The 22,833-nt window shown below is 51.6% G+C and carries 21 protein-coding genes and 2 pseudogenes; 5 read left to right on the top strand and 18 right to left on the bottom strand.

What is annotated here, in order from left to right; translation table 11 throughout:
• Window positions 1-19: 19 nt before the first annotated feature.
• A complete protein-coding gene (gene treB / locus ACOXYR_RS19065; protein WP_350435510.1) occupies window positions 20-1,438 on the bottom strand; it encodes a PTS trehalose transporter subunit IIBC in 1,419 nt (472 codons plus the stop codon).
• 131 nt (window positions 1,439-1,569) lie between these two features.
• Window positions 1,570-2,517, bottom strand: a complete 948-nt coding sequence (treR, locus tag ACOXYR_RS19060) for a trehalose operon repressor TreR (RefSeq protein ID WP_421355678.1) — start codon at window positions 2,515-2,517, stop codon at window positions 1,570-1,572.
• A 389-nt stretch (window positions 2,518-2,906) separates the two neighbouring features.
• Between treR and mgtA the strand changes: the two genes are divergently transcribed.
• Window positions 2,907-5,615 carry a magnesium-translocating P-type ATPase gene (gene mgtA, locus ACOXYR_RS19055; protein ID WP_421355677.1) on the top strand — a complete coding sequence of 903 codons (2,709 nt, stop codon included), beginning with the start codon at window positions 2,907-2,909 and terminating at the stop codon, window positions 5,613-5,615.
• A 93-nt stretch (window positions 5,616-5,708) separates the two neighbouring features.
• Here the strand turns inward: mgtA and ridA are convergent, their stop codons facing one another.
• The 4 genes and pseudogenes from ridA to ACOXYR_RS19035 form a co-directional block, all read right to left on the bottom strand.
• On the bottom strand, window positions 5,709-6,095 hold the full coding sequence (gene ridA, locus ACOXYR_RS19050) for a 2-iminobutanoate/2-iminopropanoate deaminase (RefSeq protein ID WP_113858131.1): 387 nt from the start codon (window positions 6,093-6,095) through the stop codon (window positions 5,709-5,711).
• A gap of 73 nt (window positions 6,096-6,168) precedes the next feature.
• Window positions 6,169-6,630 carry an aspartate carbamoyltransferase regulatory subunit gene (gene pyrI, locus ACOXYR_RS19045; RefSeq protein WP_015966133.1) on the bottom strand — a complete coding sequence of 154 codons (462 nt, stop codon included), beginning with the start codon at window positions 6,628-6,630 and terminating at the stop codon, window positions 6,169-6,171.
• Between the two features lie 12 nt (window positions 6,631-6,642).
• Window positions 6,643-7,578 (bottom strand): aspartate carbamoyltransferase, encoded by a 936-nt coding sequence (gene pyrB / locus ACOXYR_RS19040; RefSeq protein ID WP_350435503.1) that lies wholly within the window; start codon window positions 7,576-7,578, stop codon window positions 6,643-6,645.
• Window positions 7,530-7,656, bottom strand: a pseudogene (locus ACOXYR_RS19035) (pyrBI operon leader peptide); the annotation flags it as partial. The gene pyrB and the pseudogene ACOXYR_RS19035, both read right to left, overlap by 49 nt.
• 39 nt (window positions 7,657-7,695) lie before the next feature.
• Here ACOXYR_RS19035 and ACOXYR_RS19030 point away from each other — a divergent pair.
• A pseudogene (locus tag ACOXYR_RS19030) lies at window positions 7,696-7,761 on the top strand (hypothetical protein); the annotation flags it as partial.
• Window positions 7,762-7,838: 77 nt separating this feature from the next.
• Here the strand turns inward: ACOXYR_RS19030 and ACOXYR_RS19025 are convergent.
• Both ACOXYR_RS19025 and ACOXYR_RS19020 read right to left on the bottom strand, forming a co-directional pair.
• A complete protein-coding gene (locus tag ACOXYR_RS19025) occupies window positions 7,839-8,120 on the bottom strand; it encodes a hypothetical protein (protein WP_189623769.1) in 282 nt (93 codons plus the stop codon).
• Window positions 8,121-8,421: 301 nt separating this feature from the next.
• A complete protein-coding gene (locus ACOXYR_RS19020; RefSeq protein ID WP_189623768.1) occupies window positions 8,422-8,790 on the bottom strand; it encodes a FaeA/PapI family transcriptional regulator in 369 nt (122 codons plus the stop codon).
• A gap of 177 nt (window positions 8,791-8,967) precedes the next feature.
• Between ACOXYR_RS19020 and ACOXYR_RS19015 the strand changes: the two genes are divergently transcribed.
• The 3 genes from ACOXYR_RS19015 (at window position 8,968) to ACOXYR_RS19005 (ending at window position 11,439) form a co-directional block, all read left to right on the top strand.
• Entirely contained in the window at window positions 8,968-9,702 is a 735-nt protein-coding gene (locus ACOXYR_RS19015; protein WP_421355676.1) for a winged helix-turn-helix domain-containing protein, read from the top strand.
• Entirely contained in the window at window positions 9,677-10,192 is a 516-nt protein-coding gene (locus ACOXYR_RS19010; protein WP_421355675.1) for a hypothetical protein, read from the top strand. The genes ACOXYR_RS19015 and ACOXYR_RS19010 overlap by 26 nt, the downstream gene beginning before the upstream one ends.
• 101 nt (window positions 10,193-10,293) lie before the next feature.
• On the top strand, window positions 10,294-11,439 hold the full coding sequence (locus ACOXYR_RS19005) for an HD-GYP domain-containing protein (protein WP_229837688.1): 1,146 nt from the start codon (window positions 10,294-10,296) through the stop codon (window positions 11,437-11,439).
• An 18-nt stretch (window positions 11,440-11,457) separates the two neighbouring features.
• On the opposite strand, the gene ACOXYR_RS19000 is transcribed toward ACOXYR_RS19005, so the two are convergent.
• Genes ACOXYR_RS19000 through ACOXYR_RS18955 form a run of 10 tightly spaced genes read right to left on the bottom strand, consistent with a single transcriptional unit; the run spans window position 11,458 to window position 22,776 of the window.
• Window positions 11,458-12,195 carry an SDR family oxidoreductase gene (locus ACOXYR_RS19000; protein ID WP_189623764.1) on the bottom strand — a complete coding sequence of 246 codons (738 nt, stop codon included), beginning with the start codon at window positions 12,193-12,195 and terminating at the stop codon, window positions 11,458-11,460.
• 1 nt (window position 12,196) lies between these two features.
• Window positions 12,197-12,448, bottom strand: a complete 252-nt coding sequence (locus ACOXYR_RS18995; RefSeq protein ID WP_421355674.1) for an acyl carrier protein — start codon at window positions 12,446-12,448, stop codon at window positions 12,197-12,199.
• A gap of 24 nt (window positions 12,449-12,472) precedes the next feature.
• Window positions 12,473-13,249, bottom strand: a complete 777-nt coding sequence (locus ACOXYR_RS18990) for a hotdog family protein (protein WP_421355673.1) — start codon at window positions 13,247-13,249, stop codon at window positions 12,473-12,475.
• Window positions 13,249-14,502, bottom strand: coding sequence for a beta-ketoacyl-[acyl-carrier-protein] synthase family protein (locus ACOXYR_RS18985; protein ID WP_189623761.1), 1,254 nt, complete (start codon window positions 14,500-14,502; stop codon window positions 13,249-13,251). The genes ACOXYR_RS18990 and ACOXYR_RS18985 overlap by 1 nt, the downstream gene beginning before the upstream one ends.
• Entirely contained in the window at window positions 14,499-15,890 is a 1,392-nt protein-coding gene (locus ACOXYR_RS18980) for a TolC family protein (protein WP_189623760.1), read from the bottom strand. The genes ACOXYR_RS18985 and ACOXYR_RS18980 overlap by 4 nt, the downstream gene beginning before the upstream one ends.
• Window positions 15,887-17,830: an ABC transporter permease gene (locus ACOXYR_RS18975; RefSeq protein WP_189623759.1), complete on the bottom strand. Its 1,944-nt coding sequence runs from the start codon at window positions 17,828-17,830 to the stop codon at window positions 15,887-15,889. Before ACOXYR_RS18975 ends, ACOXYR_RS18980 begins: the two co-directional genes overlap by 4 nt.
• Window positions 17,831-17,833: 3 nt before the next feature.
• Window positions 17,834-19,003, bottom strand: a complete 1,170-nt coding sequence (locus tag ACOXYR_RS18970) for an efflux RND transporter periplasmic adaptor subunit (protein WP_373300334.1) — start codon at window positions 19,001-19,003, stop codon at window positions 17,834-17,836.
• Between the two features lie 4 nt (window positions 19,004-19,007).
• The gene (locus tag ACOXYR_RS18965; RefSeq protein ID WP_421355672.1) at window positions 19,008-21,140 is read right to left on the bottom strand and encodes a peptidase domain-containing ABC transporter; all 2,133 of its coding nucleotides are present in this window, start codon (window positions 21,138-21,140) and stop codon (window positions 19,008-19,010) included.
• 8 nt (window positions 21,141-21,148) lie between these two features.
• Complete coding sequence (locus ACOXYR_RS18960) at window positions 21,149-22,099, bottom strand: ABC transporter (RefSeq protein ID WP_421355671.1); 951 nt, start codon at window positions 22,097-22,099, stop codon at window positions 21,149-21,151.
• 5 nt (window positions 22,100-22,104) lie between these two features.
• The gene (locus tag ACOXYR_RS18955; protein ID WP_421355670.1) at window positions 22,105-22,776 is read right to left on the bottom strand and encodes a DsbA family protein; all 672 of its coding nucleotides are present in this window, start codon (window positions 22,774-22,776) and stop codon (window positions 22,105-22,107) included.
• Window positions 22,777-22,833: the final 57 nt, after the last annotated feature.

The following is a 22,833-nucleotide window of genomic DNA, read 5'->3' as shown; positions in this document are numbered from 1 at the left end:
GCGCCCCAAAGTGAAAACATTAAACAATCTGCAAGGTGCCCTGACGGTGTTTACGCTGGTAAACCACCGAGGTGAGAATGATTGGAATAACAATGGCAATTAGCATTGCCAGGCTATAGACCTGCCAGTAGGTTGGCTGGATGGAAAGAATGCCCGGCAGGCCGCCGACGCCAATTCCGTTTGCCATGACGCCGCTCAGGCCGCACAGCAGACCCGCGAGGCCGGAACCGACCATGGCGCACAGCATCGGGAAACGATACTTCAGGTTGATGCCGTACATGGCCGGTTCGGTTACGCCGAGGAAAGCGGAGATGGCGGCAGGTACGGAAATTTCACGCTCGTTCTGTTTACGGCTGCAAATAATGATCCCCACGACCGCCGAAGCCTGCGCAATGTTAGAGAGCGCAATCAGCGGCCACACCGGCGTGCCGCCCATGCTCTGAATCATCTGCATGTCGATGGCAAGCGTCGTCTGATGAACGCCGGTGATCACCAGCGGCGCGTACAGGAAGCCGAACAGCGCAGCGCCAACCGGTGCGAAGCTGCCGGTCATCAGGTGACGCACAGCAAAGGCGACGCCGTCGCCAATCATGCGGCCAAACGGGCCGATAAAGGCGTGAGCAAGGAAGACCGCCAGAATCAGCGAGCAGACCGGCACAATCACCAGATAGAGGTAATCCGGCACGATGCGCTTCATGCGCGTTTCAATATAGCCGAGCGCCAGGCCCGCCAGCAGCGCCGGGATCACCTGCGCCTGATAGCCGACTTTCGCAATGGTAAAAAGGCCGAAGTTCCACACTTCCGGCACCTGTTGACCCAGAAGGTAGGCGTTCATCAACTGCGGGGAGACCAGCGTAACGCCGAGTACGATACCCAGAATCGGCGTACCGCCCATTTTGCGTACCGCCGACCAGCAGATACCCACCGGTAAATAGAAGAAGATGGCCTCGCCAATCAGCCATAAGAAATCGTAGATGCTTTGCAGCGACGGGTACATTTGCGCCAGCGTCTGACCGTTACTCATCGGCAGATCGCCGATTACGTTGCGGAAACCGAGGATCAAACCCCCGCTAATCAGCGCCGGCAGCAGCGGGAAGAAGATCTCCGCGAAGTGCGAGATCATCCGTTCATGCCACTTCATGTTCTGGCGCGCCGCCAGTTTGGCCTGCTCTTTATCTGCCGCCGCCTGGCCGGTTGAGGCGATTAGCGCGCTGTAGTAATCGCCGACTTCGGTACCGATGACGACCTGAAATTGACCGGCATTGGTGAAGCAGCCTTTCACCATCGGCAGTTCTTCGATGGCTTTCGGATCGGCTTTTGCCGGGTTGTTGAGGACAAAGCGTAAGCGGGTAATGCAGTGGCTGACGGTAGCGATGTTATCGCGCCCGCCGACCAGCTCGATAAGTTTATCGATGTTCTGCTGATTTATTTTACTCATTATGAAAACCTCAGTGCCGAGGAGAGATATTGTGTTGATGACCTGAGCAGTAGCCTATCCGTTAACCGATTTTTGGAAAATGGGAACGTTCCCGAAACGCAGCGAGGATCACATAATTTACGCGTTCAGGCTTAGATGAGGTTGGCGGGAATAATAATTTGACGCGGTTCGGCGCGTCCGGTTATCTGGCCTATCAGCTGTTCTGCCGCCTGGCGTCCTGCGTCGGCATAACCGGGATCGACGGTGATTATTTCCGGGTGCAGAAACTTCATCAGCGGCGTATTACCGACGCTGGCAAGCTGCACGGAATCCATGCGTTCCTGCTGGAAATATTTGCTCGCGCCCAGCGCCAGCGTATCGGTGGCGCACAGCAGGGCGGTGGTGTCCGGCGTCATCACTTTGCTGGCGTATTCAAAACCCTGCTTCATGGCGAGACCGGGCAGCGCGGAGACTGGGTTCAGTTTGTGTTTTTTACAGAAAGCGAGATAGGCATCGTGGCGGCGTTTGCCGGTGGTGACGTCGCTGTGGGGCACGCCCAGATAGCTAATATGACGATGCCCCTGGTCGTAGAGGCGCTGCATTAAGATGCTGATGGCGCCTTTGTCGTCATAACATACGGAGGCGAAACCTTTCGCGTCGCGCGCCACCATCACCAGCGACGACTGCCAGTTCGCCAGCATGGTTTCATTGACGCCGGTAAAGCCGAACAGCACCACGCCGTCGATGTTACGTCGCTTCAGCATGCCCAGGTGCTCTTCTACTTTCTCGGGTGAGAACTGGCTTTCCATCATGATGGGGTCGTAACCCTGCTCATAAAAGGCGGGCAGCATGGTCTGTACCGCCAGGTTTTCGGAAAGTGAATCAAGGCGCGTGACGATAATGGCGACCACTTTATCGCTCTGCCCACGCATAGCGCGCGCGGAGCGGGAAGGAGAGAAACCGTGTTGATTCATCACCGCTTCAACACGTTCACGGGTACGATCGCTGACGCCGCTTTCATTATTCAACACGCGGGAGACGGTCGATTTCCCCACTCCGCTCAGGCGTGCAATATCTTTAATGGTCAGCCGGTTCTGCATCTCGTTTCCCGTGTTAATAAAATGTTATTTCAGACTCAGTGTTTCATCCTACGCAAACAATGTGCAATGAGCAAAGTCTGGTTTACGTTCGGTTTAGTTGCCGGGAGGTATTATACCGCCCGAACCGTCACAAACATTATGGTTTTATACCTATAATGTGCGGCATATTTCATCATTCATCTTACCGGAGGCCGTATGGATCCCGATCCCACCCCTCTCCCACACGGGAGCGTAATTTTCCGGTAAGTCAGTTTTCGCTGCCTTACCGAGCACGTGAGGCAGTGACATCCCTGATGTCCCTGTAGAAAAATTAAGTGCCTGACAGGCAAGAATTTGTTGCGCCTGTCAGCCGAGCTGCGTCCGTATTTTACGGATGCGGGGGACGTTTTATGCTGAAAAATATGACCCGGCAGCTGCTTGCACAGCTTAGCCGCCACCTGCCACGCCGTTTAGTCCAGCGTGACCCGATGCCGGATGGCAAAAATCTCACTGGCGTACCGATGCCGGATTCTCTGAGTCAGCACTGCCTGAAAGTGGCAATGATGGAGGAAGAAGCCGTCTGGCATGCGTTTGACAGCCATCCTGAAGGGCTCAACGAGGCCGAAGTCGCGGCAAAACGCGAGCAATACGGCGATAACCAGATCCCGGCGCAGAAGCCCGCGCCGTGGTGGGTTCATCTGTGGAGCTGCTACCGCAATCCGTTCAACCTGCTGCTGACGGTGCTCGGCATCGTGTCCTACTCGACGGAAGATCTTTTCGCCGCTGGCGTGATTGCGCTGATGGTGGCGATTTCCACACTGCTTAACTTTGTGCAGGAAGCCCGCTCCACCAAAGCCGCCGACGCATTAAAAGCGATGGTGAGCAACACCGCTACCGTGCTGCGGGTGGTGAATATTCAGGGCGAAAGCCGCTGGTGTGAAATACCGCTCGACCAGCTTGTTCCGGGCGATATTGTCAAACTGTCGGCGGGCGACATGATCCCTGCAGACCTGCGTGTTGTGCAGGCGCGCGACCTTTTTGTGGCCCAGGCATCGCTCACCGGTGAATCTCTGCCGGTTGAGAAAGTCGCGCGCAGCCGTGACCCACAACAGGCGAACCCGCTTGAGTGCGATACCCTCTGCTTTATGGGCACCACGGTGGTGAGCGGCTCGGCGCAGGCCATCGTCACGGCGACGGGCGGCCACACCTGGTTTGGTCAACTGGCCGGGCGCGTCAGCGAGCAGGAGAGTGAGCCGAATGCGTTCCAGAAAGGCATCAGCCGCGTCAGTATGCTTCTGATCCGCTTTATGCTGGTGATGACGCCAATCGTGCTGTTGATCAACGGTTATACCAAAGGCGACTGGTGGGAAGCGGCGCTGTTTGCGCTGTCGGTTGCCGTCGGCTTAACACCGGAAATGCTGCCGATGATCGTCACTTCGACGCTAGCGCGCGGGGCGGTGAAGCTCTCAAAACAGAAAGTTATTGTGAAGCACCTTGATGCGATTCAGAACTTTGGCGCGATGGATATCCTTTGCACCGATAAAACCGGAACGCTGACGCAGGATAAAATCGTACTGGAAAATCACACTGATATTTCCGGGAAGGCCAGCGAGCGTGTGCTGCATACCGCCTGGCTTAACAGCCACTATCAGACCGGCCTGAAAAATCTGCTGGATACCGCCGTGCTGGAAGGTGTGGATGAAAACGCCGCACGTGCGCTTTCCGGGCAGTGGCAGAAAGTGGATGAAATTCCATTTGATTTCGAGCGTCGCCGGATGTCGGTCGTGGTGAGCGAACGCCCGTCCGTGCACAAACTGATCTGCAAAGGCGCGTTGCAGGAGATCCTCAACGTCTCAACGCAGGTGCGTCATAACGGCGAAATCGTTCCGCTGGATGAAACCATGCTGCGCCGCATTAAACGCGTCACCGACACGCTGAACCGTCAGGGGCTGCGCGTGGTGGCAGTGGCAAGCAAATATCTGCCCGCGCGTGTGGGTGACTACCAGCGTATTGATGAATCCGACCTGATTCTCGAAGGTTACATCGCATTCCTCGACCCGCCGAAAGAGACGACGGCACCGGCGCTGAAAGCGCTGAAAGCGAGCGGTATCACCGTGAAAATTCTCACTGGCGACAGCGAGCTGGTGGCGGCGAAAGTGTGCCATGAAGTCGGACTTGAAGTCGGCGATGTGGTGGTGGGGAGCGATATCGAGACATTAACGGACGATGAACTGGCGGCACTGGCGCTGCGTACCACGCTGTTTGCGCGCCTGACGCCGATGCATAAAGAGCGCATCGTAACGCTGCTGCGCCGCGAAGGGCATGTCGTGGGCTTTATGGGCGATGGCATTAACGACGCGCCTGCGCTGCGTGCGGCGGACATCGGTATTTCTGTCGATGGTGCGGTGGATATCGCTCGCGAAGCTGCCGACATCATCCTGCTGGAAAAAAGCCTAATGGTGCTGGAAGAGGGGGTTATCGAAGGCCGCCGGACGTTTGCCAACATGTTGAAATACATCAAGATGACGGCCAGCTCTAACTTCGGTAACGTCTTCAGCGTACTGGTGGCGAGCGCATTCCTGCCGTTCCTGCCGATGTTGCCGTTACATCTGTTGATTCAGAACCTGCTGTACGATGTATCCCAGGTCGCGATCCCGTTTGATAACGTTGACGACGAGCAGATCCAGAAACCACAGCGCTGGCAGCCGGCTGAACTGGGGCGCTTTATGATCTTCTTCGGGCCGATCAGCTCCATCTTCGACATTCTGACTTTCTGCGTGATGTGGTTTGTCTTCCACGCCAACGTGCCGGAAGCGCAGACCCTGTTCCAGTCCGGCTGGTTTGTCGTGGGGTTACTGTCGCAGACGCTGATTGTGCATATGATCCGTACGCGCCGTATACCGTTCATCCAGAGCCGCGCCGCATGGCCGCTGATTATCATGACGTTGGTAGTGATGGTCGTCGGTATCGCGCTGCCGTTCTCGCCGCTGGCAGGGTATCTGCAGTTGCAGGCGTTGCCGCTCTCTTACTTCCCGTGGCTGGTGGCAATTCTGGCGGGGTATATGACGCTGACGCAGATGGTGAAAGGGTTCTTTAGCCGTCGGTATGGTTGGCAGTAAAGAAGTGCCGGGTGGCGTAAGCTTACCCGGCCTACGCGTCATATGGCGTAGGCCTGATAAGCGTAGCGCCATCAGGCGCTTGCCGCGTCGCGATTAGCGACGTACCGCAATCGCTTCAATTTCAATCTTCACATCTTTCGGCAGACGCGCCACTTCCACACAAGAACGTGCCGGGAAGGTCGCGTTGTGCTCGGTGAAGAACGCTTCATACGTGGCGTTAACGGTCGCGAAGTCATTCAGATCTTTCACGAAAACGGTCGTTTTCACGATATCGCCTACTTTCAGGCCTGCAGATTCAACGATCGCTTTTACGTTATCCAGCGACTGACGTGCCTGTGCGGCTACATCTGCCGGCACTTCTCCGGTTTTCGGATTCACCGGGATTTGGCCGGAGGTGATGATCATGCTACCCAGATCAACGCCCTGAACGTAAGGTCCGATAGCGGCTGGTGCATTTTCCGTCGCGAGTACTTTGCTCATGTTTTCTCCAGAATTACAGCGTTAAGAATGTTCCCGGCCATTATAGCAGCCGGGATTTCATTACCAACCTCAATTAGTTGGCCAGCACCACATAATGGGAAAACTCTTTTTCGCAGTATTTACATTTGAGCGCGATGTCATCTGCGCGTTTTTTCACTGCAAAGCTGGATGATACCGGTTCGGCGTGGCTAATGCAGTTGCTGTTCGGGCAAACCAGTACGTTATCAATACGTTCCGGCAAGCTTGGGCGTGATTTCCCAACCACTTCGTACTCTTCAATACGGTTAACTGTCGCCTGCGGTGCATAGAGCGAAAGCTGATTAACCTGTTCATCAGTCAGGAACGTATTTTCGATTTTAATCAGGTCTTTGCGGCCCATCTCTCCGGAAGGCAGGTTCAGGCCGATAGTGATGCGCTGGTCTGTCTCGGTCAGCTTGAACAGGGTCAGCAGCTTAAAGCCCACCTGTGCCGGGATATGGTCGATTACCGTGCCACGTTTAATGGCTTCTACCTGAAGTTTATTATCGTGTGTCATAGTCATTTCCCCTTACAGATCCAGGTCGCGAGTCAGAACCAGTGCCAGTAACGCCTGGCGTGCGAAGATGCCGTTGCCAGCTTGCTGGAAGTACCAGGCGTGCGGCGTTTTATCGACATCCGTGGTGATTTCATCAATACGCGGCAGCGGGTGTAGCACTTTCATATTGTTGCGGGCGCCTTCGAGGTCGGCGGCGCGCAGCACGAACTGTGCCTTCACGTTGGCGTATTCCGACGGATCCAGCCGCTCTTTCTGTACGCGCGTCATATAAAGGATATCCACTTCCGCCATCACTTCCTCTATGGAGGAGTGCAGGCTCCAGGCAATCCCTTTCTCGTCCAACATATCCAGAATGTACTGCGGCATCGCCAGCGCGTCCGGGGCGATAAAGTAGAAGCGGTTGCCGTTAAATTTCGCCAGCGCCTGGGTCAGGGAGTGAACGGTACGGCCATATTTCAGGTCGCCGACCATCGCCACGTTGAGATTTTCCAGGCGGCCCTGCGTTTCCTGAATGGTGAAGAGGTCGAGCAGCGTTTGCGTCGGGTGCTGGTTGGCGCCATCACCGGCGTTTAACACCGGAATGCCGCCGGAGAACTCGGTCGCCAGACGCGACGCGCCTTCCTGCGGATGGCGCATTACAATGGCGTCGACGTAGGTGCTAATCACCGAAATGGTATCCGCCAGCGTTTCACCTTTTTTACCCAACGAGGTGTTGTTGCTATCGGAGAAACCGACCACGCTCGCGCCCAGACGATGCATTGAGGTTTCAAACGACAAGCGGGTACGGGTCGACGCCTCGAAGAAACAGCTGGCAATCACTTTGTGCTTCAGCAGTTCCGGTTGCGGGTTTGCTTTCAGCTTTGCAGCGGTAGCCAGTACCAGTTCCAGATCGTCGCGACTCAGGTCGTTAATGGAAATGATATGTTTTTGATACAGCGGATTAGCCATGTTTTTCTCCTGACGCCTGCGCAAAAAAAAAGCCCCTTAAATAAGGGGCTTCGAGAATGAGTGAGCAACGGAAGAAAACGGCAGGCCAGCGTCTGTTTTCAGACGCGGTAAGACGCGATGTCGTACACACTGAACCATAATTCCTCCCGGCAAACGGGACGGGATTATACGCAGGTCTGTTTTTGACGCAAGAGATTAATGCACACTTTATCCATGGGAAACGATTGTTGATGCATGAATATTCATTAATGACGATGACTTCAGGACACTTTGTAAGCGTATACCCCGGTATTGATGGCGTCTCCATTCTGCGCAGTAGCGTGCAATGATTGTTCCAGTCCTGTTTTTAGCTCTCTGAGCTGAGCGAAGTAAGGACTGCCATCTTCGTGATGTGCCAGGCATTGTGCAATTTTCGTAAAGACGAACTGTTTGTCCTCAGACCGTAACTCCTCTTCTGCAATTATGGACAGAAAGATAATGGCTTCGCCTGTCTCAATAAAACCGTATTTCCTTAATAAGGTAATCAATTCATTTCGTTGCATATCATCGCGCGTCCGTATTGGGGGCACGTGTCCTGTACTCCCGTATCTACTTTATATTGAATAGTTTCTTTTGTTGACTATTTCACGTGTTCTTACGATGTAATGAGCGTGAATCCTTCATTTATAGGTTCCATATATAAAAATTAGCATTCTTGTCAACATTGCTACAGTGTGAGTTAATGAGCTATAGAAATGTATTATGAATTAATCATTTTCGTCCTAATATTAAGAATTTTCCAAATTTGGTGCGAGATATTAATTAATTGCTACCTAATTTTTATAATGATAGTTCTGATGTTAGTTATCCGTGTTGCAAATAAAAATACCCCTTGCTAGAATATCTCGTGGTTTCTGTAGGGTTTTTTGATAAAAACCACTGATGGTGTTTTTGCATTTTATCTCTATTAACCTGACCATGTTTTTCTAACGGAAGAAGTAAATGCCTTACTTTATAGATTGAGATGCCACAGTAGTTGGCAAGCTCTCTTGTAGATAGTCCCTCAGCGCTATGCTTTTTTAATAAATGCAGAATGAACTCTTGCTCTGGAGCTTTTACAACAGCATGGCTTGTAACGCCCATTTCCGTTGCTAATACCCGCAGACTACTGAGAAACGCGTTGTGACTTTTCTTTAAAACTTCTGAGTCACAGGAGTGCAATGCTAATTTCATCTGGCGATACCCCGTGTTCTTGAAGACGTAATCAGTATGCTTCCGGGCGGCGTTGGTAGCAACATTAGCCTTGGATGATGGTAAAAACAGCGTTTTTATCTAAAATTTACACTGAATTTAACAATAGATTCTACTTATCAGTGGCGATGGTTGAGCACCGTAGTGATGGAGATAAGAATGAGGTTCGACATAGAGGGATTTGTTACATTTGATACAGAAGACGCCTCACTTGTAAACCTGTTGACTGGAGATAGCATTGAGTTATCTCAAACCTCCAATCGATTATTGAAAGAACTGTTATTTCATCGTGGTGACATTCTGTCGCGTGGAGAGATTTTTCAATCCGTTTTTGATAGATATGGTGCCAGAGCGTCAAATAGTAATCTAAATCAGTATATCTCAACACTGCGTAAAGGATTGAGTGAGCTGGGGATTGAGAAAGATGTCATTATAACCGTTCCCAGAGTAGGTTTTAGAATCTCTGATACCGTCCACATTACCAGCGACAGCGAGTATCAAACGCCGATTTATGAAAATGTAAATCTGGAAGATAAAAAATTTAAATATGGCTATTCATTTTATTTAATCCTTTTTAAGGTGTTTTTTTTAATGATAGCTCTTGCTTCTTTGATGATCATAGCCATAGAAAAAGTTACGCCAGATTTGTTTTTACAAAAAATCGTACAGGATAAATGTGTCGTCTACATGCCATCATCACAGACGCTGGACGAACTGTCGAATGAGTTCGGCATGACACATCAGTTTGACTGCACGACGGCTAAAGAACTGCACATCTATAAGCAAACCGTGAACAGTCGCTTAGGTATTAACAGACAGCTTCTTATCATTGAATGTGATATCAATAAAAATAAATGCATGAGTTACTATGTCAGAGAAAAGAAAAATGCTTAATAAAATAGCACTGTTAATTCTTGTCATTACTATTATCTCAGTATGTGCCTTTATCAGTTATGATTCATCAACTTCTTTTTCTTGTGAGTCAGAATTCTCTATTGTTCAGAGTATCAACAATGAAGATGTTCATTCTGAGGGGATCATCTCATTAGAAATGACAAGAAGTAATATTTTTATCAGTATTGATGGTTTGTTAACGTACAATGATAATAAGTATATAATATCGCGAAAACTAAAAGCGGATTATAAAAGGGCAAATAATGGTTTACATTGGTATAAATTATCTAAAATAAAGCAATCACGTGATGATTCAGATAACATAAACGAGAATATTGCTAACGACTTATTGTTTGGAACGCGTTCTAAAGATAAGATTACAGCAGAAAAGATTGTAGAGGATAAGATTATTTATCTTAACAAGCTAAATAATAACCTATTATTGATTGGTAATCATACATTTCCGCAATATGGGTGTAAACGGCAATAGCCAGTGTAGCGCTCACCTCATTCTTGCCTGATGTCAGGTAGATGTTCTAAAAGACTATGAAAATAAATTTAATAGAAACATTGAGTTGCGTTTCAAGGATAGTGGATTTAATTCATCCAAAATTGAATCTACATCATGTCAGAACGGCCTTCATCGCATGGAATTTGGCCCGTGAAGCGTACTTTTCACCTGCGCAGTGTCGTAAAACTCTACTGGCTGCGTTGCTGCATGATATTGGTGGGTTAAACGAAGAATCACGGCTTGAGCCACTAAGTTATTGTGATAATGAACTCAATAATCATGCGCTTATTGGTGGGGAGCTTCTTGCTGGTATTCCACTTCTTAACCCCCTTAGCGATATTGTTCGCTATCACCATACACATTGGGATAATGGTAAAGGAAAGATGATCGATGCTGACTACGTTCCAGAAGAAAGCCATGTCATCTACCTTGCCGATCGTATTGATGTTTTATTAGCGAACTATCGTAGCGAAAATATTTCGACTATGCGTGAGGTGCTCACCGAAATTATACTGGATGGTTCACACACTCTTTATAAACCAGAGTATGTACAGGCATTCAGGAAGATGGCGAAGAGGGATCATTTTTGGGCGGTGATGCAATCAACCCGCTATCAGGATTATATTCAGGAGATCCCTCGAATTTATAATGATTCCCTCTCTCTTCATAATTTTCGCGATATCTCAAGCCTCCTGGCGTTTGTTATTGATGAATTTAGTCAGGAAAATGTTCAGCATTCACTGATGGTTGGGCGTATTTCAGGCTACCTGGCAAATGAAATTGGCATTGCGCCGGAACAGTGCCTGAAGGTCGAGATAGCAGGGCTGTTACACAACATCAGGAGCCTGGACCGCTATGCAAAACCTGATTCACACGATGTCGAGGAACAAACCTGGCAGGCGTTGGCGCCTATTGAAGGTATGGGTGAGATTGCTGATTGGTGCCGTTTACTCCATGTATCGGTCAGAGAAAAACCCTATCCTTTCGAAGCCGATATTTTGCTGGCCAGCCATAGCTTAGCGACGTTGCTGGGTAAGGCGTCTTCTCTGATGTTGTTTCAGGATCAAATCACGACCATAGCGGATATACCACCCGTGCTGGCGCATTTGGCTCGTCAGCGAAGTGCGGCTCTGATGCAAATTGCGCAGGAATCAGCGAAGGAACGGCGGGAACTGGTTACGCGGATTGCGCAACTTAATAAAGCATTAAACCGCGAGAAGCGTTAATTCTCGCGGTTCTGGCTGTCAGGCTGACAGGCCTCCATCCAGGATGAGCGTTTGGCCAGTCATATAGCGACTTTCTTCACCTGTCAGAAAGGCGACGGCCTGCGCCACCTCCTGTGGGTGCCCGAGTCGGCGTAGCGGTATGTTTTGCCGCAATGCTTTGAGCTTTTGTTCGGGTATGGCCTGAATCATGTCACTTTCAATCAACCCTGGTGCAAGACAGTTTACCCGAATACCGAAACGCCCCACTTCTCGTGCCAGCGAACGCGCCAGACCCATCATTGCCGCTTTGCTGGCTGCATAAGCAGTTTGACCACTATTACCCATCACGGCGCTGACTGACGACATCAGAACCAGTGAACCGTGTCCTTCAGTCATCATGACTGGCAGCAATTGATGATTCCAGTTAACGATAGAAATCAGATTATTATCCATAATCTCGCGCCACTCATTCGCAGTCTGGTGAATGTGAAGTGCGTCTTTGGTCATCCCAGCGTTATGAACAATGGCTGAGGGTGCGCCAAAATCTGCAAGCAGCCGCGCGGCGAGGGTAGAGACCTCGGCCTCGTCGCTGCCATCACAGCAAAATCCTCTCACCCATGTTGAGGTATTGAGGGCCTGCGCTTTCAGCATTGTGTGGTTAATCGAGTCCTCATTTCTCCCTGTGAAGACAATGTTCCAGCGTGATTGCAGGTGTGTCACCAACGCCTGACCAATTCCGCGGCTACCGCCGGTGATAAGCATCCATTTTTGAGTCATATCAGGCCGCCATTTCCTGCGCGATATGCTGGCACAGTTCGTCGAGTGTCATGAGCGGGTTTTGAATAAATGTTTCCGGGCGTAGCGTGACGTCAAATTCCCGTTTTGCCAGAACCATTAGCTCAACGTAGTCAAGGCTGTCCAGTTCAAGCTCCGCCAGTGTGGTGTCTGGCTTGAATGTCCCTGACTCCAGATCTTTAGCGTCGCAAATCATGTCACTCACTTTGTTGTAAATCAGATCATATTGACTCATAGCTTTTTTCCTTCTTATTGCAGATTAAGTGTGAGGGCCGATTTTTAAGGTAATCGCGCTCCAGATACCTTTGTCCTGATAACGTGTACTGGCCGCAATGCGGACGATTGCACCCAGAGAGATGTCACCAACGACTAACGCGTCGTGCGTAAGTATTGTTAAGGTCTCCGTAGGGATGTCAGGTGACCATTGAGCAAAAAGATGTGCATCAAAGACGGTTTCCTGATGGGTTTGCACGACGGGGTAGCGTGTAAATATGCCTTCCAGCGTGGTTCCGGTAGGAAGAAGCGGAGATATCACCTTCTGGCGCAATAGAGAATCATCATGCAATACGTGACGAAAAAGCAGGGCGTCAAGGTAATGCCACTGCTGTGCATTGGGTAACAGGGGGGCGAACGCCTGCTGTAATGTGTATTGCGCTGACTGACTTAACACCGTACTGCCCGCCATCCTGGATGTGGGGAGCGCCATTGCGGGGGTAAGCTGACAGGTTATCGCCGGGTGCGCATCGGCCAAATCAATAACCGTGGCGGCGTTCGTTTTACTGTTATCGCGCTGGAGTGCGTAGCGCGTGTCGCACCACAGCGGTTTACGCAGACGTACTGCGCACTTCACAAAGGGCAGTGGATGGTAACCTGAAGCCATAAATTGCTTCACATCGAGCAGTGCCCGCATCCCATGCACGCTGAGGTTTTCTCCGCCTCGCTTTTCGACCCACTGTTTATCGAAATGAATCGGGTTGAAGTCGCCGGAAAATGCGGCCCACTGCCAGGCATCCTGAAGGCTGTACCGGAGAAGCATTATGCGTGTTTCTCCAGAATCAGCGCCGCATTGGCGCCCCCAAAACCAAAGCTCAGATTCAGGGTGCGCGTTACGCTGCCCTTGCGGTGGCCTTCCGCGATATAGTCGAGATCACAATTCGCATCGGGTTTGGTCAGGTTGGCTGTCGCAGGCATGATCCCGGAGGCGATCGCCTGTAGGCAAATAATGCTCTCGAAGCTTCCCGCTGCCGCAATTAAGTGACCGGACCAGGATTTAGTACTGGAGATCGGTGTGGTGTAAGCCGCCTGACCTAGCGCCAGCTTCAACGCGTCTGTTTCATTGAGATCGTTAAGGGGGGTTGATGTGCCATGCGCGTTGATATAGTCCACGGCCTCGGGAGGAAGTCCGGCCTGTTTCAGCGCATGTGTAATGGTTGCCACGCGTGCCAGGCAATCTTCGGCGGGCGAGGTGAAATCATACGCATCGGAGAAGTTGGCATATCCCGTGATTTCGCCAAGTATATTGGCGCCTCTTGCCAGCGCGCTTTCGCGCTCTTCCAGGCAAAGTACGGCTGCACCCTCAGAAAGTACAAACCCATTACGCAAAAGGCTAAACGGGCAACTTGCCCGACGGGGATCGTCTGTTTCTTTACTCAGTGCACCCAGCACATCAATATTCCATATCGCACAGTCGCTGGTGAGTGATTCACCCGCGCCTGCCAGCATCATTTGTGTTTTACCGCGACGAATTATCTCGAATGCATCGCCAATAGCCATCGTGCCAGTGGCACAGGCGGCAACGACGGTATTTTGATAACCGCGCAAATTCCAGTACTGACTGCAGGCCGCTGTTGCCGCATTTGGCATGGAAAAGAAGCAGTTAAAGGGCGAGGTTACGCCTGTTTTTTCAAACTCACCCGCCGCATGATAGCTTTCGTCAAGACCCGCCCAGCCCGTCCCCATGATGACGCCACAGGCAAGAGGATCATAAAACGCCTCCGGCTGAAGGCCGGCAAATGCCATGTCTATCGCCTGACGTGCTGCCCCCAGCGTCAGGCGAGCAAAACGTGGAAGACGGCGACGGATCGCCGCCGGAACGCCTCTCAGATCCGGTTCGTTATCAATTAGCCCGAGAAAATGCGTATTGATGTTTAGCGCGGTTTTATCGATATAGCGATAGCCTAAACGGTTCGCCATAATGGCCTGCCAGCTCTCCTGAGCCGTTGCGCCGAGCGGCGTGATGGCGCCGTAACCGGTGACGACGACGCGCTTGAGTTCGTTATTCAACTTCATGATTTTCCATCCTGTTTTTGCGTTTCACCGCCTCCCTGTGCCAGCCAGAATTGCAGCGTGGCATAGAGATAATCGTATTGGGTTTGCGCCAGCGTATTCTCCAGTGTCAGCAGATCATCCTGAGCGTTTAGTAGCGTCTGAAAGTCCACCGCGCCGGCCTGGTAGCGGCTTTGCGTAAGCGCTAACCGCCGCTGGCTGATCGCCAGTGATTGATGTAAACGAGTACGTTGCTCCTCCGCACTTACGCGCTGCTCCATCGCGTTGTCGACTTCCGAAAGTGCGGTATAGGCCGTGCTGCGAAACGAGATAGCGGCTTGTTTCACCTGCAGGTTGGCCTGTTGAATAGTGAGCTGTGTGGTATTCCACTGAATAAAGGGCAGCGCCAGCGAGCTTCCGATGGTGCGAATGGGGTCGCGAAACCATTGATGGAAAACCTGACTGCCCGCGCTCAGAGATGCCTCAAGTGATAGCGAAGGATAAAAGCCCAAACGTGATGCATCGTAACCAGCCAGCGCCGCGCGAAGTCGAGACTCCGCGGCCTGAATATCGGGACGACGCGCAATAACCTGCAACGGCACGCGTTGTGCAACCGGTACTTGCTGATGTGTGTCCAGAGACTGAGCCTCATCGGTATGTTGCTCTGCCGGGCGGTTGAGCAGCAGCGCGAGGGCATTGCGTGCGTTTTCACGCTGTTGTTCCAGGGTTCGCAATTGGTTCTGACGGCTTATCAGCGTTTGTTGCGATTGCAGAAGATCCAGTTGGCCCACTTTTCCGGCATTAAACCAGGACGTTACCTGCTCGACAGTTTGCCTGGAAATTGTGATTCCCGCTTTCTGATTACTGATCTGTTGGTTGTACAGCGCGATACTCCAGTAGAGTTGCGCCGTTGTGCCGATTGTTGAAAGGACGGTTGCGTCATAATCCTGCTGACTGGCGACGGCTTTCCATACGCTTTGCTCACGCGTGCGTGCCAGTTTTCCCCACAGATCAATCTCATAGCTCAGCGATAACCCGCTACTGTAACTCTCCTGTGAGGCCTGACCGTTGCGTAGAGATTTGCTGTTGCTGACCGAATTGGTCAGAGAAACCTCCGGCGTCAGGTTGGTCTGGGTTAGCCCTGCGGCGACCCGGGCTTGCTGAAGTGTGATCGCGGCGGCAGCCAGATCGTTATTACTTTCCAGTACCTGATTAATGATGCGAGACATTCTCGGATCGTTAAAACCCTGCCACCATTGCGCAGAGGAGGGCTGATGCGTTTTTGCATCCTGCGGGGCGTTCTTCTGCCATTGCACAGGCAGCGACAGCAGGGGGCGCTGATAATCGCTACGGGTGAATTGCCCGCAGCCGTTAAGTAACAAAAAAAGGGGCAGTAAGTAGAGCGTTTTCATTCGCGGGCTAATGCCTCGGTTGGGTTGAGTCGGGCTGCTCTACGCGCGGGAAAATAGCCAAATGTCAGGCCAATCAGAGCAGAAAAACCACATGCCATGACTACCGGCGAGGCGGTGAAAACCATGGAAAATTCATCGGTGAACAGAGAGAACAACGAGCCGAAAAGCCATGATCCCAGCACCCCGGTTATGCCGCCGAGGGTACAAATCATGACGGCCTCTATCAGAAACTGATTCATGATGTCTGAAGGGCGCGCGCCAACGGATAAACGAATGCCTATCTCATGTGTTCGTTCCGTGACCGAAACAAGCATGATGTTCATCACTCCAACTCCGCCAACCAACAGAGAAATGGCGGCAATCGCGGTGATTAATAACGACATGGAGTCGGAGGTTTTTTGTAATGCGCTGGCGAGCTGATCGTCGGTCTGGGTGAAGAAATCTTTTTTACCATGCTCGCGCAACAGCAAGCGTTCCGTTCGGGAGGCGGCTTCCTGTGGCGTTAACGTATCGGCGAAACGCAGCGTTATGGCTTCTAACGGTTTTTCACCGGTAATGCGCTGTTGCAGAGCGGTATAAGGGATCCAGGCCGACATGAAACCGCCAACCACTTTAGGGCCGGGTTTACTGGCGACACCGATAATTCGCCAGGGGGCGCCAGCAACCTGGACTATCTGCCCTAAAGGATCGTCCCCTTCGGGGAAGAGAGTGTCCCGACCCGTCTCATCAATCACCAGAACCGGTTCACCTTCCGCGACGTCACGCCGCGTAAATCCATTGCCTTGCACGAAGCGTAATCCCTGTAAGGCAAAGTAGTCCTGAGAGACCCCTGAAAACATCGTCGATGAGTCATAGCCTTTGCGCACGATGATATTCATGCTGCTGACAAGGGGGGATACGCCGATGACCCAGGGTTGTTTTTGTAGTGTGTGAATATCGTCCTGAGAAAGCGCCCTCTCCATTTCCGGGCGTTTTTCACCCCATCCGGTACCGGGACGAATCTCGAGTGTGGTTGTTCCAAGCTTACCTATTTCACTCATGATTGCCTGACGTGCGCCTTCGCCGACGGCCATTGAAGACACAACGGAGGAGATGCCGATGATGATCCCCAGCATAGAGAGAAATGCACGCAGCCGATGGCCCAGCAATGAGCGCCATGCCATGCGAATGGACTCGTAAAGACTACGACCTAATGAGGCGCGACCATTGTCGCGTTCGGGTGACGATGGGCATGCCGGAGCACCGTTTTTCGTTCGGGTATGTCGCGTGTCAGCGACGATCTTTCCGTCGCTAATTTCAACGATCCGCTGCGCCTGTCGAGCGATCTTAAGATCGTGAGTGACAATAATGACGGTATGCCCGGTCGCATGCAGTTGGTGGAGAACATCCATCAGCGCTTTGCCGCTCACGCTATCGAGCGCGCCAGTGGGTTCATCCGCGAGAATTACTTTCGCGCCATTGATCAGGGCCCGGCAGATACTCACGCGCTGTTGCTGGCCACCCGAAAGCTGAGCAGGACGATGATGTAGCCGGTTACCAAGCCCCAGTTTTTCAGCCAGTTCCTGCGTACGAGTAATCCGTTCCTCTTCGGGCATTGCGGTGTAAAGCGCGGGAATGGCGATGTTCTCTTGCGCGGTCAAATAAGGCATCAGGTGATAGCGCTGGAAAATAAAACCCAAATAGCGGCTACGCAGCTCGGCAAGCAGCGCGCTGTCTGCATCGTGAACCGGGGTTCCTGCGATGTAGACCTCGCCCGTCGTCGGCTTATCGAGGCAACCAATGATATTCATCAGCGTCGATTTCCCTGAGCCCGATGCGCCCACAATCGCCACCATCTCACCTTGTTCGATAGAGAGCGATACCGCATTCAGAACGCGGATTTTCTGTGTTCCGGCAGTGAATTCGCGGGAGACACGATGCAGTTCAATGATGGGTTGCATGTGTTATCCCCGGGCCATTTCCTGTTGAACAATGACCTGGTCGCCCGCGTTCAGACCTTCCAGAACTTCGGCATACTGACGGTCATTGATGCCGATACGAACGGTGGTTTCGTGACGTTTGCCATCCTTCAGCACGGAGACTTTGTAATGATCGGCATTGAGGGCATGACCCAGGGCGGCAATCGGAATACGTGAGACGTTTTTTGCTTGTGCTACGCGGACGAATACCTGGGCCGTCATGGATGTTTTCAGCTCGCGCTGCGTGTTAGCGACATCAAAAGCGCCAATGTAGTACACCGCGCTGGTTTGTTGAGTACTTGCGCTACTGCTGGTGCTCTGATCTTCCAGCGCTTCCTTTGGCGCGGGTTGCACGCTGCCCATTTCGCCGTGATAGCGTTTATCCGGATTTGCAATGACATAGAACCAGAGTGGCTGTCCGGCATGGATTTTCTGGATATCCGCTTCGGAAATTCGCGTTTCGACACGCATGTGGTCCAGTTCCGCAAGAACCAGAATAGTCGGGGCCGTTTGTGAAGAGACGATAGTTTGCCCTTCGCGGGTGACAATACCCAGAACCTCGCCGTCAATAGGGGCGAGGATCCGCGTATACCCCAGGTTGGCGCTGGCGGTTTTTACCGCCATCTCGGCCTGGACGATCTGCGCGTTATTCACATCAACCTGCTGCAACTGAGCGTCATACTGCGCTTTTGCCTGCTCATAGTCGCTGCGAACTGCCGAGCCATCACGCAGCATCCTGCGTTGTCTGTCATACTCCAGGCGATACTGCGTGAGGGTGGCCTGAGAAGAGAGCTTCTGGGCTTTTGCGCTGGCTAACTGCGCTTGTGCATTGTTGAGATCGGACTCCTGCAACGTTGGATCAATCTCCGCAAGCAACTGGCCCTTTTTCACTCGTTCGCCCTGGCGCACATAAAGCTTGCGGAGCTGGCCGTTGACCTGCGCCCCGACATTAACCTGGAGTGCAGGTTTGAGAGTGCCGGTCACCAGCACAACTTTTTCGATATCGCCTTTGTCGATTTTTTCAACCTGCCATGTTTCCTGGGGCGAAGGCGTAGCGAGATAAAACATGGCGAAAGCAAAAGCGAGGATCGTGCCTGTGCCGACACAAAGCATGATTTTTCGAGTGCGGGCGGTCACTGCGCGCCAGATGTTCATGTATTTATTTCTCTGTTAACGTGCTGGAGGGAGTACGAGGCGCGATTTGGGTGAGCTGCCCCGCGTTGAGCCGATAAATATGCTGAAATTCCGCCAGCAGCGGCTCACTGTGGGTGACGACAATCAGTGACTTACCGGTTGTGCGGCAATGGTGATGGATGGCTTTCATCACAATGCTGGCGGTGGCGTCATCAAGGTTGGCTGTGGGCTCGTCCAGCAACAATAGGGGTCTTGCGCTATAAAGCGCTCTGGCGAGTAACAAGCGCTGGCGTTGTCCCAAAGAAAGCGCTGCGTGACTTTCGCGAATCAACGCATCAATCCCCCCCGGGAGCTGCTGTACGACGTCGTTCAGCGCCAGCGATTCCAGCAGAGCCTCAATACGACTACGGTCGCGCTCGCGGTACTGGCTATCAAACAGCGTAATGTTTTCTCTAACGGAGGCATTAAACAGAATATCTTCCTGGCTTTGCAGACAGACCCATTGCGCCAGCAGTTGACGGGGGACGGGGTGGTTGTGCGTACAGCACGTTCCTTCTTGCGGTGAAAACAGCCCGGCTATCAGCCTCAGAAGCGTACTTTTACCCGCCCCGGACTCGCCAATAATGGCGATGTGTTCACCCGCAGGTAAGGAGAGCGAAAGGGATTTCAGGATCGCTATGTCCGGATCGTAGGCGTAGGTGATATCGGTAAAATGCAAATCAGGCGTGCCGTCTGTCGGCTGTTGTAATTCGGCTTCAGGCATCGCGTCGTTAACGGTTTGTGCAAACAGGCTATGGGCGCGGGTATCAATAATATGAAGCTGAGATTTTTGAATAATCGAGAAGAAAATCCGCGTCACGTAAGAGGTGAAAATTTGTCGCAGGAAGCTATAAGCAAAGAAATCGCCCAGTGAGATCAGTTTGCTGTGCACCATCGGCAGTACTACCAGCATAAACACCACCATCTCAAGGCTTCCGGTGAGCTGATACAGCCCTTCCTTCACTTGCTGGTAGATCTTCTGACGCTGCAGGCAGGAAAAGAGATCGTGGCTATACCACGCAAACAGCGCTTTACGGTGACTTTCCAGCCCCGCGCTCTTGATGGTGAGTACGCCCTGCAATGTTTCCATAAAGAAGTCATTGAGTGCGGCACTTTTCAGTTGTAATTGCTGGGTATACCAGCGGTCGCGCAAGACCGCCCAGACGCTAATTAGCCCCATTACGGTAACGCCAACGGCAGAAATGGCGGCCAGAATAGGGGCAATCCAGAACATAATACCGATGGCAATCGTGCAGATGATCCAGTCAGAGCGCAGCGCGTTATCCAGCTCTATTTTTTGCAGCAGCCCGCCTTGCCAGGCGGTAAAGCGGCTGAAAATTTCCCCCGGCGCACGCTTTTCAAAAAAGCGTAGAGGGTTGCTGAGTAAACGCGCAAATCCCTTGCTGCCGTTGACCAGAACGAAACGTTTGATGACACGTTCGCTAATCACCCTTACCGCTAACGCCATAAGCGTGGAAACAATGAATGCGACAATAAACCAGCCGTATGCGAAGGTGCTATTCTCCGTGCTGGAAAAGGCCTGATTGATTGCATTGCTGACCATGGTTGGCATCAGGAACAGCGTTAAAGAGACCAGAAACGTCAGGATCATCAGGCGATAAATGCCAGGTACGGTAGACGTTTCCTGGAAGCTCATGGCACGCGGTGCGGTGCGGGTGTCTGTTGAAAGGGGTAAAACTGGCCCGGCAAACTGACTATTATCAGAGTCGACAATCAGCGCATAGCCGCTGATTTCCTGTTTTAGTGCGCTAAAAGGCAGCCATTGCTCGCCTACCGCAGGATTCATCACGCAAACCTGATGCCCTTTACGCCATGCCAGTAGCACATAGTGGCTTGCGCCATAGTGCAGGATGGCGGGCAGAGGAAGCTCGTCCAGCTCATGATGTTCGAAGAGAACAGGCGTTGTCGCAATTCCCAGGCGCCCCATAATAGACATCAACGTATTTAACGACGTGCCGTGATCGGAAGCGGGGAAAAGCGTACGCAGTGTTTCCAGAGAGACGTTTCGCCCCTGTGTTTGCGCCAGCATTGCCGCACAGGCAAGCCCACATTCGTTGGTCTCTTCCTGAAAAATAAGCGTGGGGATCGTGTTTTTCATTATTATGTTTAGTGATTGATAAAATAGAGAGAATGGCTATGCCAAAGCAGCCATTCATGGGGATGTTCTTGCAGAGTCTGTTCAATGACACGCGGCAAAACGCGGGCGGTATCGCCAGCATTCACCGGTGGATGAATATGGATCTGCAAAGTGCTCTCGTAAGAGAGGTGATAGAACACAACCTGAGCTGACATCGCCCCGGCAAGACGAACAATACCGTTATGCAGACGCGCTGCGCGACCAAACAGGTGGCAGGGTAATTTTGCGCTCAGTGCACCTTCGGCCTGTGACGTGTAATCGGGGGAAATATCGGGAAACAGAATCATGTTCTGCTCACCCTTTACTACGTCGGCCAGCAAAGCGGTCAGGCCTGACGCCAGGGCTTTACTGTCCTGATGGATTGAGTAGTAGGAGAGGGCAATTCCACCCATCTCACGTGCCTGCTGGTCATAAAGTTCTGCGCTTGAAGAGACAATAACGCCAGCCTTTTCCGGCGTTACGCTGGCACCGACCATTGCAGCTAATACATCGGATACGCAATGCAGCGGTGCAAGAATAACCGGGATCCGCTTTTGATGGAGAGGTGCGACAACCGCGTCGAGTTCGCTGGCACAGCGGGCAATTTGCTGGCGAACGGCACTGTTTTGCCCCCATGTTGCCGCTTCTTCCAGTAATCGACGGCGCACGGCAATCCAGGCAGCGTTAATATGGCCATTTTTACCCGTCAGGCAACGGTAGTTTTCTGTGGCCACCGCGCGTTGATGGCGAAATGGACGTCCGATTAGGCCGAATGCACACAATACGCGTGCGATACCTGTCAGAACTAAAATCGGACAATGGCGCATGAGCTTACGCAAAAGAAATACACCGACATTGGAAAAGGGACGGCGTATTGAGTGTAAATATTCAGCGCTATTTCTAACGCTGAATACACCCCAGATAATCAGAAAGCGGATCACTGTGATTATTTATCCTTTTCGAGCAACTGCATCATGCGTTGTGCGAACTCCGGGAAATCACGGTCCTGAGCGACAACATAGCGTTTATTGATAATGAACATGGGCGTAGCGTTGATGTTATAAAATTTAGTGATCTCAGCCATTTCCTGAAGACGTTGTTTTACCGCGGTACTGTCATTCGCATGTTTATAGTCAGAAAGGCTGATGTTATTTTTTTTCAGCCAGTCTTTCAGCGCTTTTTCATTTGAGATGTTAATACCACGCGTAATCACGGCGTTATATGCGCTATCACGCATTTTTTCCTCAATGCCCATTTCTTCAAGCGTGGCGAAAACAGAGGCAAAGGCTGCCAGTCCATTGCTGTCATCAGCAATATGAATAGACTTGAATTTATATCCTGCGGGCAGACCTTTGGCAAAATTAGAGAGGTTTTCTTCGTTCGCAGCACAATAGTGGCAGCCATAAGACATGACTTCGATAATGCTGTTCTCTTCTGTTATTGGACTGTCCGCTACCTGAGCTGCACTTATCTCACGAAACGGTAATGTTTGATTGTCGTCCGACTTAAATGTGTTAAATACAAACAGGTGATAACATAATACCGTCATCAATGATGAAATAATAATCAAGAATAGAGAATAACCAATGATGCTAATGCGTTTGTAACGGTAAGTCATATCAGCCTCGCAGTTAACTAGCAAAATACACAGAGGGGAATCCCCTCTGTGTATCGT

The organism is Pseudocitrobacter faecalis (assembly GCF_965231525.1).
GTDB classification, from domain to species: Bacteria; Pseudomonadota; Gammaproteobacteria; order Enterobacterales; family Enterobacteriaceae; genus Pseudocitrobacter; species Pseudocitrobacter faecalis.
This window is presented reverse-complemented; position numbering and strand designations above follow the sequence as displayed.

Coding starts and splice junctions, on each gene's coding strand:
- treB (WP_350435510.1), bottom strand. CDS start 1,438: ATGAGTAAAATAAATCAGCAGAACATCGATAAACTTATCGAGCTGGTC.
- treR (WP_421355678.1), bottom strand. CDS start 2,517: ATGCAGAACCGGCTGACCATTAAAGATATTGCACGCCTGAGCGGAGTG.
- mgtA (WP_421355677.1), top strand. CDS start 2,907: ATGCTGAAAAATATGACCCGGCAGCTGCTTGCACAGCTTAGCCGCCAC.
- ridA (WP_113858131.1), bottom strand. CDS start 6,095: ATGAGCAAAGTACTCGCGACGGAAAATGCACCAGCCGCTATCGGACCT.
- pyrI (WP_015966133.1), bottom strand. CDS start 6,630: ATGACACACGATAATAAACTTCAGGTAGAAGCCATTAAACGTGGCACG.
- pyrB (WP_350435503.1), bottom strand. CDS start 7,578: ATGGCTAATCCGCTGTATCAAAAACATATCATTTCCATTAACGACCTG.
- ACOXYR_RS19025 (WP_189623769.1), bottom strand. CDS start 8,120: ATGCAACGAAATGAATTGATTACCTTATTAAGGAAATACGGTTTTATT.
- ACOXYR_RS19020 (WP_189623768.1), bottom strand. CDS start 8,790: ATGAAATTAGCATTGCACTCCTGTGACTCAGAAGTTTTAAAGAAAAGT.
- ACOXYR_RS19015 (WP_421355676.1), top strand. CDS start 8,968: ATGAGGTTCGACATAGAGGGATTTGTTACATTTGATACAGAAGACGCC.
- ACOXYR_RS19010 (WP_421355675.1), top strand. CDS start 9,677: ATGTCAGAGAAAAGAAAAATGCTTAATAAAATAGCACTGTTAATTCTT.
- ACOXYR_RS19000 (WP_189623764.1), bottom strand. CDS start 12,195: ATGACTCAAAAATGGATGCTTATCACCGGCGGTAGCCGCGGAATTGGT.
- ACOXYR_RS18995 (WP_421355674.1), bottom strand. CDS start 12,448: ATGAGTCAATATGATCTGATTTACAACAAAGTGAGTGACATGATTTGC.
- ACOXYR_RS18990 (WP_421355673.1), bottom strand. CDS start 13,249: ATGCTTCTCCGGTACAGCCTTCAGGATGCCTGGCAGTGGGCCGCATTT.
- ACOXYR_RS18985 (WP_189623761.1), bottom strand. CDS start 14,502: ATGAAGTTGAATAACGAACTCAAGCGCGTCGTCGTCACCGGTTACGGC.
- ACOXYR_RS18980 (WP_189623760.1), bottom strand. CDS start 15,890: ATGAAAACGCTCTACTTACTGCCCCTTTTTTTGTTACTTAACGGCTGC.
- ACOXYR_RS18975 (WP_189623759.1), bottom strand. CDS start 17,830: ATGCAACCCATCATTGAACTGCATCGTGTCTCCCGCGAATTCACTGCC.
- ACOXYR_RS18970 (WP_373300334.1), bottom strand. CDS start 19,003: ATGAACATCTGGCGCGCAGTGACCGCCCGCACTCGAAAAATCATGCTT.
- ACOXYR_RS18965 (WP_421355672.1), bottom strand. CDS start 21,140: ATGAAAAACACGATCCCCACGCTTATTTTTCAGGAAGAGACCAACGAA.
- ACOXYR_RS18955 (WP_421355670.1), bottom strand. CDS start 22,776: ATGACTTACCGTTACAAACGCATTAGCATCATTGGTTATTCTCTATTC.